Genomic DNA, 13,182 nt, shown 5'->3' on the forward strand with positions numbered 1-13,182 from the left:
TTATTGTCACTCTGACAGGAAGTATCGGCATGTGTCAGATTTCAGCGCTACCGGCTCGTGCATGACCGGGTGGTCGCTGGAGGTGGGTGAGCAGGGCGGCCACCTCCGTGTGCAGGCGACGCAGCTCCGCCGCTGTGGGCGCCAGTTCGTAGCAGTGGTGGTGCGCGGCGGCAGACAGGGTCGCCCACGCGAAGGCCACCCGCCGCGCGGTGTCAGCACCGGGGCCGAGGCGGCCGCGTAGCATCAGCTGCTTCGCGCGGCCCTGCCGGCAGGCGGCGACGGCCGGCTTGACCTGCTGCCAGTAGGCGTCGATGCCGCCTTCGAGGGCGATCCGGATCAGGCAGGCGCAGGCTCGCGGCCACCACCCGGCGGTCACCGCGGTGGCGCCGAGCGCGCCGGCGCCCCGCAGCAGCTGGTCGGCCGCCGCCAGGCAGCGCTGCGGCGTCGGCGCGGTCACGACAGCGCCTTGACGAGGAAGCGGGCGTCGGCGACGAGGGCGGGAAGGTCCGCCAGGTACGCCCCGTGGACCCCTTCGCGGCACGCTTTGTACGCGTCGACGGCTCGTGACCCGTGTCGGCGGTCCAGCCAGCCGAGCACATCACCGCCGCGGTCGACGTCGTCGAATACGGCGAGCGCGACGATCGTGGTGAGCCGGCGGGAGGCGTCTTCGATGGCTCTCTCGATGTCTGCGTGTGGCACGCCCCGCCCGACTCGGGTCCGCCAGACGGCCCGGTGGCAGGTGGCTTCCACTGCGGAGCGGCACAGCTCAGCGACCACCGGTCCGCGTACCTCGGGTGAGATGTCGTCGTTGCGGGCCAGGGCGTACGCGTCGTCGATGTAGCGGCTGGCCGGGTCGGAGGCGGTGCGCAGGGTCACCACCGACCGTTCCGCGCGGGTCACCTCGACGATTCGCGCCTTTCCCAGGTCGAGGCGACGGATCGCGTCGGGCAGCCGCGTGTCGTGGGTGAACACCACCACCTGTCGCTGTTCGGCCAGTTCGGCGAGCACCCGGGCGAGGCCGTCGACCTTGGCCGGGTCCATGCTCTGCACTGGGTCGTCGACGACGATGAACCGGAACGGGCTCTCTGCGGCACAGCCGCGGGGGAGGAACGTCGCCAGGCCGAGGGCGTGCATCTCGCCCTGGCTCATCACGCCGAGCGCGGTGCCGTTGTCGGCGCCGTCGACGCTGACCGGGAAGACCACCTTCCGGCGGGTGTTGCTGCCCTCCAGCGTCATCGCGCCAAGTTCGACGTTGCTCTCCTGGCGCAGCTGCGCCCAGATCCGCTGCGAGTGCTCCGCGAACGGCGCCAGCCGCTCGTTGCGCAGCTGCGCCCCGGTGGTCTTCAGCCAGCCCCGGGCCGCCTTCACCCGCGCGAGGGTCGTCTCCTGCTGCGGCAGGTGGGCGGCGGTGTCCATCCAGGCCCGCAGGTCAGCGGCGGCTTGCCGCCAGCCGGTGTCGCGCTGCCGCAGGACCTCCTCGGCCTGTGTGCGGGCGCGCCGCGCCGCTTCCACGACCTTCGGGTACTGGTCGGTGAGGTGCGCTGCCAGCTTGGCCGGCTCGCCCGGTGCGCGCTGCAGGTCGGCGACCGCCTGCCGCAGCGTGTCCAGCGGCACCTCCGCGACGTCACCGTCGGGCACCATCACGTCGTCGATCAGGTATCGCGTTTGCTTGAGCAGCGCGTCGAGGCGGGCGTTCGCGGTCTGCGCGGCGAGGCTGCGGTCCCGCAAGTGGGTGAGGGAGGCGGCAGCTGCCGTACGCCAATCCTGGTCGAGGATGCCGGCGGAGCAGACCGGGCAGGGGCCGTCGCCGGTGTCGTCGTGGTGCTCGATGGCCAGGCGCAGCAGCTCCGCGCTGCGCAGCGCGGCCCGCGACCGCCCGCCGTCGTGCCGTCGGGCTTCGGTGGCGGCGTTGACGAGCTGGGTGGCGAGGCTGGTGACCGACTCCGGGGCCGGCAGGGGCATGTCGGCCACCGTCCGGCACAGCCGCAGAGGCGCGTCGGCGGTGGCTTCGTCCGGCTCGTCGAGGATCGCAGTCAGCGCGTCCAGGTCCACCGCGCTACGCCCCTTCAACAGGATGGCGACCCGTTGAGCTCGGTCGTCGTCCACCTCTGCCAGGCGGGCGGCGAGGGCGACGCGCTGCGCGCGTACCTCCTTGATGGCCGTGTCGACGGGCCGGGTGGCGGCCATCAGCCGCTGGTCGGCGTCAGTGATCGCCTCCAGACCGAGGATCGCGGAGATGGCGTCGAAGAGCTGGCTCTGCGTGCCGGCGGTGAGCCGTCCCAGCTCCGCGGCGGTGAGGAACGGCCGGTACAGGGTCAACGGGCGCGCCAACCCCAGCTCGGCCAGGTCCGCGTGCCGGCCCCGCTCACTGGCGACGGTCACCTCCGCGTCGGCGAGGCCCGCGTCGAGCGGCCACGACCGGGACACCGTGATCGGCTTCGCGATGCCGTCGACCCGCAGCTGCACGTCGATCCAGCACGGGTCCGGGCTGTGCAGGTTGCGCCACCCCGTACGCCACACACTGTTGCGGTCCGCCCAGCGGGCGCTGTCACCGGTCAACGCCAGCTCGACGGCCTCCGCGAAGCTCGACTTGCCCGACCCGTTCCGGCCCACGACCAGGGTGATCCCGGGCCCCGGGCCGATCGGGAGGGTGCGCTCCGGACCGACCCCGCGGAACCCGGCGACGGTGATCGAGGAGAGCCAGATCTGAGCCGGCGGCTCGGCCGCCGCCGGAGCGGACAGGTTCAGGTCCGTCGTGTCGCCGTTGAGCGCGGCGGCCAGGTCGGCCTCGCCGCAGAGCGCGGCGAGGACCAGCTCGGCGGTATCGGTGGGGACGTCGTCGTCGGCGAGCCGGTTGAAGATCAGCTCGACCAGGGGGTCGGTGCGGTTCATCAGGGCCTCCGCTGACGTGAGGTGGGGGAGGGTGTGCGGGATGTGCGCGCTGTTGGGCGGCTGGCGGTTGGGCGATCTCGCGGTGAGGTTCGGTGGTCAGGCGGCCAGGGCGTGCCAGTCGCGCAGGAACGCCTCGACCAGGGCATGAGCCCGCTGGCGTACATCGAACGGCTCCTCGACCCGGCGGCGCGCCATGTGCGCCAGGCTGTCGGCCGCCTCGTTGAGGCAGTGGTGGGCATGTGCCTTGACGTGCGTGAACGTCAGGTCCGGCCGGCCGACGACCAGCTCGGCGAGCCGGACCAGGGTGGGCTTGAGACCGGAGTACCGGGGGCGCAGGTCGTAGCCGGCCGGCATCGTCTCGATCTCGCCGCGCTGCCAGCGGTGCAGGTAGGCCAGCGCCGGCACGCTGTCCACCAGCACCGTCATGCCGGCCGGGGGCGTGTCGTACGCGGTGAGCAGGAACTCGACCGCCCGCAGCTCGCTGACCAGCACCCCCGAGGTGCCGGTCGGGTCGACGCGGCTCGGGTGGCGGCTTCGCAGGCCGTAGCGACCGTCGCTGACGACGTACCCGATCCCGCCGGCGCGTTTCTTCCAGCTGGCGTCGGTCGCCCCGACCAGCGGGCCGGACGCCGCCGCCCAGCGGCCCACCTGACCGCGGTTCGGCTGGTCCTGCGGTCGGCAGGCCAGGTCGTGCTCGTTGGCGAGCTGCTCGGCGGTGTCGAGCAGCTGCGTCGCCGAGCCCAGCTCGTCGTAGTTCGCGGCGGTCAGCGCCAGCCGTACGGCGTGGCCGATCGAGGTGCAGGTTTCGCAGCGGCGCGGCCTGATGTAGGTGCGGAGGGCGAGGGTGCGCTCGTGCAGGGAAGCGGGGAGCAGGTTCAGGACGTGAAGGAACTCGTCGGGACGCACGACGTCTCCTGAAGGTAGTAACCGGGGGAGTAGCGGGCGCCTGGTGTGGCGGCCGCGGACAGGTCAGGTACGGCGATGCTTCGACGCTGATGTGGTGGTCGGCTCAGGCCGGGGTGATCGTCCAGTTGCCGTCGGCGGTGATCTCGACGAGAGCCGGTGCGGACAGCGGCCGTACGCCGGAGTAGGCGCCGATCTCGTTGATCAGCAGGCCACCCTCACCGGTGTCGAGGGAGTAGGCGTAGACGACGAAGTTGGAATCGCCCCTGCGGTGGGTGATTTTCGCGGCGCTGGCGTCTCCGCCCAGCACCAGCACGTCATCGCCCTTGCCCGAGGCCTTCCCGGTCGGGGCCTTGGTGGCCAGCTGCTCCACCGTTCCCACCGTCAGCGTCCACGATCCAGACGCCTCGATCTCAAACTCGGTGGTCAGCGCACCGTCTTCCAGGTTGATCCACCGTTTTCCGCTGTAGGAGCCGATCTCGTTCACGAGGAGCCCGTCTCCGTCGCTGGACAACACCGTGTTGCTCGTGCACTTACACGTGAACTTGACGACGGACAGGTCGGTCAGGTCGCCGACCCGCACGACATCGTCGCCGCGTCCCTTGATGACCTTCGGCTTCGGCGTCGGCGCGGCGGTGGTGGGTGCGGGCTCCGTCGTGGCAGGCGCAGCGGACGTGGGCGCGGCGGTGGTCGGCGCTGCGGTCGTCGGAGCCGCGGTGGTGGGCGCGGCAGTGCTGGGACCGGCCGAGGCTGCGGCCTTCGGGTCGGTGTCGTCGTCCCCGCTGAAGGCGCCGATGACGGCCCCGCCGCAGCAGAGAGCGATGACGAGGGCGACGCCGCCGACGATGAAGGCACGAGTATTGGACTTCTTGGCGGGGCCGGTCGCGGTGGGCGCGACGGTGAAATCGGCGGCCTGCGGGGGCACGATCGGACCGCCGGGAGGGGGCGACGGCACGTGCGGTACCCCGGGCTGATGAGTGGGTTCGTCGGGCGGACTGGGGTTGCTCGGCACGGACATGACAGTCTCCTCGGATAGGCAGGATTGAGTGCGGAGCTGGAGGGGCGGGCGGTGTGCGCCCGCCCCGTCGAGCGGTTGATCAGCTGAGGGAGACCTCGACCCCACCGGAGAACATCGAGTCGTGGAGCTCGAGCTTGGCGAGCTTCACCTTCTTCGGAATGTCGAAGACGAACACACCGGTCACCTGGTTGCCGGGGTTGATCTCTTCGAAGAAGGTGCTCTGGTCCTTGTTGGCGTAGAGACCGGCTTCCGTGTCGGAGGAGTACTCGGTGCCGTCGGCGGTGTAGGCCTTCTGGCTGCTGCCGTCGAGGGTCTGCGGCTCCTTGCCGATGTTCTTCACGTTGATGGTGATCAGGCAGAACTGGCCCTGCGCCTTGTCGCCGATCAGGTCGCTGCCGACCTTGGTGGCGCCGCACTTGGACGACTTGACGGTGAACTCGAACTTCCCGTCGCGGACCGGCTGGCCGATCTTGGCGGTCTTCGCCGCCTTCTCCTCGCCCTTGGCCCCGCCGTCGTCGTTGCTGGAGCTGCTCGTGTTGTCGGTGGCGCCGGCGCCGCAGCCCAGGGCGACGACGGCGGTGGCGATCAGGGCGAGGGTCGTGGTCTTGCGCATCGTGTTTTCCTCCGTTGTGAACGTGGCGGGGTCAATGAGAGCATCATCCGTGAACACTGTCAACACGCATCATGGTTGACAGGTGTGACACACTACGGAGGTGCAGGTGAACCCGACCATCACGGCCGCAGAAATCGCCCGGCTCGCCGGGGTAGGCCGCGCCGCGGTCAGCAACTGGCGCAAGCGGTACGCCGACTTCCCCGCCCCCGTGGGCGGCACGTCGGCCAGTCCAGAGTTCGATCTGACGCAGGTTGAGCGATGGCTACGCGGACAGGGCAAACTCCCCGAACTCGCCACCGCCGATCGGCTGTGGCGGCGCGTCGCCGCGGCCAGCGAAACCTCGGCCGCCGGTCTCGCCGCCGTCGGCGAACTGCTGCTCGCCCGGCAACACGGCCAGCGCCGAACGGCGGACCCACATCTGAAACCGCTCCTGCCCGACGTCGACGCGCTCACCGACGAACTCGGCCCGCAAGCAGCGTTCGACGAGCTGTGGCAGCGTTTCTCCGCACCCGGTCCCGGCCGTCAGTTCGCCACCCCCGACGACCTCGCCGACCTGATGGTTGGGCTCGCCGACGTACCCGGTGGTACTGTCCTCGACCCGGCCGCCGGCTCCGGCGCAACCCTGCGCGCCGCCGCCCGTGCGGGCTGCATCGAGGCGGACGGGCAGGAACTCGACGAGGATCTCGCCCGGCTCGCCGGCCTGTGGCTTGCGCTGCGCGACGTGCCCGGCGAGGTCGGCGCCGGCGACTCACTACGCGCCGACGCGTTCGCCGGCCGCACCTTCGACGCCGTTGTCTGCCATCCACCGTTCGGCGTCACCAACTGGGGCCACGAGGAACTCGGCTACGACCCCCGCTGGGAGTACGGCCTACCTCCGCGGACCGAACCGGAACTGGCGTGGGTGCAGCACGCCCTGAGTCACCTGCGACCCGGCGGGCACGCCGTCCTGCTCATGCCACCGGCGGCCGCGGGTCGGCGCGCCGGCCGGCGCATCCGTTCTCGCCTGCTACGAGGTGGTGCGCTCCGTGCTGTCATCGCTCTGCCCAGCGGAATGGCCGCACCGCACGGTGTGCCACTGCACTTGTGGGTGCTGCGGCGACCCGCCGCAGACGCGCCATCCCCGGTCAAAGTACTGCTGGTCGACGCTGCCGAGATTGCCGTTACGGAGCTGCCAGCGCGCGTTCTTGACCTCTGGCGGTCGTTCAACGCCGCACACGATGCGGAGGTCGAGGAGATCGGGTTCGCCCGCGCGGTGCCGATCGTCGACCTGGTCGCCGAGGAAGGCGAGTCGGACGTGACGCCCGCTCGCCGGCAATTCGCCTTGGGGGGCGAGCAGACTCGTGAGCAGTACCTGCGCCTCATGGAACAACTGAACGCTCTCGTCGGCGGGTTGCCCGCACTGATGCCCCAGGTCACGCCGGCGGCCGGGGACACCTCCGTCCTGCACACGTCAGTCACCGAACTGGTCCGAACAGGGGCGCTGGAACTCATCGGTCCGATCCGGTCGACCACTGATGCTGGAGACACCTCAGCGGCAGATGGAGCCGGCGGTCTGCCGGTACTCAGCGCGGATGACGTGGTGGAGGGTTCGGGACCGTCGGGCGACGGCAGCCAACGACTGAGCCAGCAAGTCGAACTCGTTGCCGGCGACGTGGTCGTGCCTGTCGCCGTCCGTCAGCTGGCGACCCGGGTGATCGACGACGAGAAGGGACTGCTTGGTCCGAACCTCTACCTGCTACGTCCCAATCCAGCCGCGCTGGACCCGTGGTTCCTAGCAGGGCAGCTGCGCACGTCAGCCAATCAACGGCAAGCAGCGAGCTTGTCAGGGTCGATGCGCTTTGACATCCGCCGGGCCCAGGTGCGGCGGCTGCCACTGCCCGAGCAGCGAGAGTACGGAGCAGCGTTTCAACGCTTGGAGACGCTGGAGTCGACCATCCGACACGCGGCTTTGGTTAGTGCCGACGTGGTGCAGTTGGCCATCGACGGCCTCGCGGGCGGCTCGCTCCTTCCCGTCAACCCGAAGCAGTGACCATGGAACCGGCCGTCAGCGAACGGCGAACTCAAGCTGTCGACCTTCCCAGGACGACGCACCGCCTTAAAACGCTGTTCCGCTCAACCCCAGCTGAGGACCTCGGCGCGTGAGGGGTGCCAGCCACGCAAGCCGTGATCCACATCTCCACGAGTGAGACAGTTATCGCTCTGCTACCGAACGTGGCGGTGTGAACCGAACAAACAGGCCGTTCGGTGGAACCGTGCGCATCAGTCGCGCACGTAATCTGCCCACCGGCATTGGTGGGGCAACGCAACAAGGGGGGACCGTGCCGACCGTTTCAGCGGCGAAACCGGCCATCGGCAACCTGGTCGCGGTACGCGGCCAGCGATGGGTGGTCAGCGACATCCAGCAGGGCGAGCACAGCAGCCTGGTCAGCCTGCAGAGCGTCGAGGACGGCCGCTACGGCCACACCCTCGATGTCATCTGGGAGGTTGAGCCCGGCCGGCAGGTGCTTCCCAGCGGCTCGCTGCCCGACGTGGTCGACGGCAAGTTCGACCCGCCGCAGCGGCTCGCCGCCTTCCTCGATGCGGTCCGCTGGTCCGCGGTGACTTCCGCCGACGTCAAGACATTGCAGGCACCATTCCGCTCCGGCGTGGCGATCGAGGACTACCAGCTCGAACCGGTCGCCCGCGCCGTCGACGCTCCCCGGGTCAACCTTCTGCTCGCCGACGACGTCGGCCTCGGCAAGACCATCGAGGCCGGCCTGGTCGCCCAGGAGCTGCTCCTGCGCCACCGCGCCCGCCGCATCATGATCATCTGTCCGGCCGGCCTCACCCTGAAGTGGCGTGACGAAATGGCCGAGAAGTTTGGCCTCGAGTTCACCATCATTGACGCCGAACGCTCTGCCGCCGTACGACGCACCCACGGCTCGGCAGCGAACCCGTTCGAGGTCTACCCGCTGAGCATCGTCAGCCTGCCCTGGCTGCGCGGCCAGAAGGCACAACGGCTACTCGACGAGGTCCTGCCCGCCGACGGGCCGACCTACCCGCGAACGTTCGACCTGCTCATCCTCGACGAGGCCCACCACGTCGCCCCGGCCGCCCCGAAGCAGGTCTACGCCGTCGACTCCCAGCAGACCAAGCTGATCCGGCGGATCGCCCCGCACTTCACCCACCGGCTGTTCCTGTCCGCCACTCCGCACAACGGCTACCAGGCCTCTTTCACCGCCCTGCTGGAGATCCTCGACAACCAGCGGTTCGCCCGTGGCGTCAAGCCCGACCAGGCCGCGGTCAAGGACACCGTCGTACGCCGACTGAAGCGCGACATCGAGAACCCGGACGGCACCCCCCGTTTCGTAGAGCGGAAGGCATCGGCGATCCCGGTCGCCTACCCGGAGGACGAGCGGCAGATTCATTCCCTGCTCACTGAGTTCGCCGAGCTGCGCCGCAAGCGGCTCAACTCGCAGCGCGGCCGCAAGGCCACCGACCTGGTGACCCTGCTGCTCAAGAAGCGGCTCTTCTCCAGCCCCGCGGCCTTCGCCCACACCGTCCGTGTCTACCTCGACACCCTCGCCACAAAGAAGGGCTCGCCCACCCTGACTGCCGGCGACGACGTGCCGGAGTGGATGGACGAGTTCATGGACGACCTCGCCACCTACGACGACGAGCAGCTCGCTGAGGCCGAGGACGACGCCCTCAACCGGGTCCGGCCCATGCAGCCCGACCCGACCTCAGACGAGACGGCCCTGCTGGAGAAGATGCTCGACTGGGCCGAGGCCAAGGAGGCGCAGCCCGACGCCAAGGCCCGCGAACTGATTAACTACCTGACCGCGATCTGCAAGCCCGACGGCCGGCACTGGACCAACGAGCGCGTCGTCGTCTTCACCGAGTACCGCGACACCCAGCTGTGGCTCGCGGACCTGCTCCGGCAGGAGGGCCTCGGCGGCGACGGACTCGCGCTGCTGCACGGCGGCACCCCAACCGACGAGCGGGAACAGATCCGTCTTGCCTTCCAGGCCGACCCCACCGACCGGCCGGTACGCATCCTGCTCGCCACCGATGCCGCCAGCGAGGGCATCGACCTGCAAAACCACTGCCACCGGCTGGTCAACTACGACATCCCGTTCAACCCCAACAAGCTTGAGCAGCGGATCGGCCGAATCGACCGGTACGGGCAGACGGTCAACCCGGAGGTCCAGCACTTCGTCGGCACCGGCTTCGGCAAGCCCGTCGACTCGTTCGAGGCCGACCTGGAATTCCTGTCCCGCGTCGCCACGAAGGTCGCGCGGATGGAGGAGGACCTCGGCTCCGTCAACGCCGTCCTCTCCGACGCTGTCCAGCGCCGGATGCTCGGCGAGCAAGTCAGCGTCGACATCGACAAGGCCGGCAGGGGCAAGACCGGCGGCAGCCTCCCCACCGAGTCCAACCTCCGCGAACAGGTCCGCCGGCTCCGCGCTGACCTCGATAAGACCGTCGAAGAGCTCGGCATCACCCCGCCGGCCGTCAAGCGGGTTGTCGACACCGCCTTGGTGCTCGCCCGTCAGCAGCGACTTGAACGGCACACAGACGACAAGCACCTGCTCGACGGCCTCTACAACGTGCCGCCGCTAACCGGCTCCTGGCAGCGCGCCGGCGCTGGCCTCACAGCCAAGCTGCAGGACGACGACGAGCCGCCCCGCCAGCTCCCGGTCACCTTCGACCCGCAGGTGGCCAAGGAGGACCGCGACGGCATCGTCCTTGCCCACCTCAACCACCCCCTGGTCGCCATGTCCACCCGGCTGCTGCGCGCCGCCGTCTCCAACCCCGACATCGGCCTGCACCGAGTCACCGCCGTCGTCAGCGACGACCCGTCGCTGGAAGACGTGCTGGTCGGGGCGTACTCCCGGTTCGTGCTGGTCGGCGCAGACGGCGTCCGGCTGCACGAGGAGGTCCTCTACGCCGGCGGCTGGGCGCCCGAGCAGGGCCGCTTCCGCCGCCTGGAGAACCTCAGCACCCTCGGCAGCATCCTCGACCGGGCGCTCACCACCGGCACGCCCGCCTCGCCGATCGTGGAAAGGCGGCTCACCGAGCGCTGGCCCCGGGTCGCCGACGGCCTGCTCGCCGCCATCGACTGGCGCACCAACACGCGGCAGGAGGCGTTGGACCGCAAGCTCAAGCAGCGGCAGGAAGCCGAGCAACAGCGCATCCGAGACAACCTCGACCAGTTCGCCGCAACCCTGCGCGGCGCCCTCGCCGAGGACGACGCCGAGGAAACCTTGTTCAGCCTGGCCGAGGCCAGCAAGAGCAAGGAAGAACTCGCCCAGTACCGCAAGGACCGCCAATCCTGGGAGGAACGCTTGTCGGCCCTCGAAGCCGAGCGCGACCGCGAACTCAACGCCGTCGCCGCCCGCTACCGCGACCCGAAGCCCCACCGGTTCCCGGTCGCCGTGGTCTTCGTCGTACCGAAGCGGGAGGCCACCCGATGAGCCGCACCTTCCACCGCCCCGCCCCCGACGGCGCGGAGCAGCACCGCAACTGGCTCAGCTTGGTCGACGTCAACGGCCCGTTCCTCAGCCTGCCGGTGCTGCGCCGCACCTGGCCCACCCTCGACGCCCTCGACAAGAAGGCCCGGGAGCGGCTGCGCCAGGAGCACACCACCTGGCAGGCCGACACCGTCGCGGGGCAGCAGGCCTGGATCGGGTACGTGCTGGGCGAGCTGCTCGGCTGGGGCGACACGCTGCACGTGGACGGCCTCGACTCGCTCGCCTACACCGTTGCCGAGCACGACACCGAGCTGCGGCCGTCGTTCGTGCTGGTCGAGCCGGGGGAGGAGGTCAAGCCGGACTCCGTACGGCTGCTCGGCCTGATCTGCCCGCCCGGCCAGCAGCCGACCGCGCGGATCAAGGACTCCACCTGGGCCGCGACCCCGGTCGACCGGCTCGCCCACCTGTGCCGGCACCACAACATCGAACTGGGCCTCGTCACCGACGGCCGCTGGTGGACGCTTGTCTGGGCGCCCCGTGGCGGCGTCACCACCACCGCCACCTTCGATACCGTCTCCTGGCCGGAGGCGGCCGAACGCGACGTGGTGCGGGCGTTCGTGTCGCTGCTGTCTCGCCGCCGGTTCTTCGGTGTGTCCGAGGGCGAGCGGCTGGTGCCGCTGCTGCGGGACAGCCTGGGTAGCCAGGAGGAGATCACCGAGGCGCTCGGCGTCCAGGTCCGCCAGGCCGTCGAGCTGCTCGTCGCCGCCATCGGCAGGATCGATGTACGCGAGCGGGAGCTGGGCGGGCGCGGCCTCGCGGACGTCGAGGCGCACGAGGTCTACCGCGGCGCGGTCGCGGTGATGATGCGGATCGTCTTTCTGCTTTTCGCCGAGGAACGCAAGCTGCTCCCCGCCGACAACGAGCTCTACGCGACGGCGTACTCGGCGGGGCGGCTCTGCGAAGAGTTGGAGCAGCGGGTCACCGAGGGCAGCGAGGAGGACCTGGAGCACAGCTCCGCCGCCTGGCACCGGCTGCTGGCCTTGTTCAACGCCGTCTACCACGGCATCGACCACCCCCGCCTGAAGCTGCACGGCCACGACGGCTCGCTCTTCGACCCCGACGCGACGCCGTGGATGCCACTCACCATCGACGACCGGACCGTGCTGCACATGCTGCGCTCGGTGCAGTACGTCGAGGTCGGCACCGGCCGGTCGCGGGAGCGCCGCACGGTCAGCTTCCGCACCCTCGACGTCGAGCAGATCGGGTACGTCTACGAGGGTCTGCTCTCCTTCGAGGGCTTTCGGGCCCAGGACGTGACCGTCGGGCTGATCGGCAAGGAGGGGCTGGAGGAGGAGGTCGCGCTCGCCGACCTGGAGGCGCTGCGCGAGCGGAATCTCGACGTGCCGGCGCTGGCCAAGGCGCTCGCCGAGAAGTACAAGGACTCGAAGATCGGGTCGGTTGCGGCGCTGATCAAAAAGCTGGCACCGATCGACGGGGTGGAGCGCGAGGAGGCCCGCAAGAAGCTGCTCGCCGTCACCGGCGGCGACTACGAGCTCTCCGAGCGGCTACTGCCCTTCTCCGGGATCCTCCGCGAGGACCTGCGGGGCCTCCCCGTGGTGATCCTGCCCGGGGCTCTCTTCGTCACCGAGTCGGCCTTGCGTCGCAACACCGGCACCCACTACACCCCCCGGAAGCTAGCCGAGGACGTTGTCGAGGGCGCGCTGGAACCACTCGTGTATGAGCCGGGGCCGTTGCAGACGGCAGACACAAACCAATGGAAGCCAAAGACGAGCGAGCAGATCCTGTCGCTCAAAGTGGCAGACATTGCTATGGGTTCCGCTGCCTTCCTGGTCGCAGCGGCCCGCTACCTCGGCAACCACCTTGTCGAGGCTTGGACGCGGGAGAACGACGAGCGGATTCGTCGTTACCAGCAGCGCCGGGTCGATCGGCCGGTGGACCCGGATGAGGATCCGCTGGTGATCGAGGCGCGACGGCAGATCATCGAGCACTGCCTGTACGGAGTAGACATCAACCCGATGGCCGTGGAGATGGCGAAGCTGTCCCTCTGGCTTGTGTCGATGGATCCGCAGCGCCCCTTCACCTTCCTGGACGACCGCCTCGCCGCCGGCGACTCGCTGCTCGGCATCACGTCGCTCGAGCAGCTCGAGTACATGCACCTAAGGCGTGTTTCATAAGCCCGGTCAGAGCCATTCGCAGATGATGGTGATGGTCAGGACGGCCTGGAACCGGACGGCCAGCTTGTCGTAGCGGGTGGCCACGCCGCGGTGGCGCTTGAGTCGGGC

General features: G+C 69.8%; 8 protein-coding genes and 1 pseudogene. 3 read left to right on the top strand and 6 right to left on the bottom strand.

From position 1 onward, the window contains the following. Positions 1–34 precede the first annotated feature (34 nt). The 5 genes from D7044_RS30640 to D7044_RS30660 all read right to left on the bottom strand — a co-directional run bounded on the left by D7044_RS30640 (position 35) and on the right by D7044_RS30660 (position 5,426). The gene (locus tag D7044_RS30640) at positions 35–457 is read right to left on the bottom strand and encodes a hypothetical protein (protein ID WP_199716832.1); all 423 of its coding nucleotides are present in this window, start codon (positions 455–457) and stop codon (positions 35–37) included. After that, on the bottom strand, positions 454–2,892 hold the full coding sequence (locus tag D7044_RS30645) for an AAA family ATPase (protein WP_120690966.1): 2,439 nt from the start codon (positions 2,890–2,892) through the stop codon (positions 454–456). The genes D7044_RS30640 and D7044_RS30645 overlap by 4 nt, the downstream gene beginning before the upstream one ends. A 96-nt stretch (positions 2,893–2,988) precedes the next feature. After that, complete coding sequence (locus D7044_RS30650) at positions 2,989–3,798, bottom strand: ribonuclease HI (RefSeq protein WP_120690967.1); 810 nt, start codon at positions 3,796–3,798, stop codon at positions 2,989–2,991. A gap of 103 nt (positions 3,799–3,901) precedes the next feature. Then, positions 3,902–4,813, bottom strand: a complete 912-nt coding sequence (locus D7044_RS30655) for a hypothetical protein (protein WP_147434746.1) — start codon at positions 4,811–4,813, stop codon at positions 3,902–3,904. Between the two features lie 79 nt (positions 4,814–4,892). Further along, a complete protein-coding gene (locus D7044_RS30660) occupies positions 4,893–5,426 on the bottom strand; it encodes a DUF4352 domain-containing protein (RefSeq protein ID WP_120690969.1) in 534 nt (177 codons plus the stop codon). A gap of 106 nt (positions 5,427–5,532) precedes the next feature. Here D7044_RS30660 and D7044_RS30665 point away from each other — a divergent pair, with 106 nt between their 5' ends. The 3 genes from D7044_RS30665 to D7044_RS30675 all read left to right on the top strand — a co-directional run bounded on the left by D7044_RS30665 (position 5,533) and on the right by D7044_RS30675 (position 13,074). Beyond that, complete coding sequence (locus tag D7044_RS30665) at positions 5,533–7,455, top strand: N-6 DNA methylase (protein WP_233565180.1); 1,923 nt, start codon at positions 5,533–5,535, stop codon at positions 7,453–7,455. Positions 7,456–7,744: 289 nt separating this feature from the next. Further along, a complete protein-coding gene (drmD, locus tag D7044_RS30670; RefSeq protein ID WP_120690970.1) occupies positions 7,745–10,882 on the top strand; it encodes a DISARM system SNF2-like helicase DrmD in 3,138 nt (1,045 codons plus the stop codon). Then, positions 10,879–13,074 (top strand): hypothetical protein, encoded by a 2,196-nt coding sequence (locus tag D7044_RS30675; RefSeq protein WP_199716834.1) that lies wholly within the window; start codon positions 10,879–10,881, stop codon positions 13,072–13,074. Before drmD ends, D7044_RS30675 begins: the two co-directional genes overlap by 4 nt. Positions 13,075–13,080: 6 nt before the next feature. On the opposite strand, the pseudogene D7044_RS30680 reads toward D7044_RS30675, so the two are convergent. Continuing rightward, positions 13,081–13,182 (bottom strand): annotated as a pseudogene (locus tag D7044_RS30680) (IS5 family transposase); the annotation flags it as partial.

The organism is Micromonospora musae, from assembly GCF_003626635.1.
Lineage (GTDB): Bacteria > Actinomycetota > Actinomycetes > Mycobacteriales > Micromonosporaceae > Micromonospora > Micromonospora musae.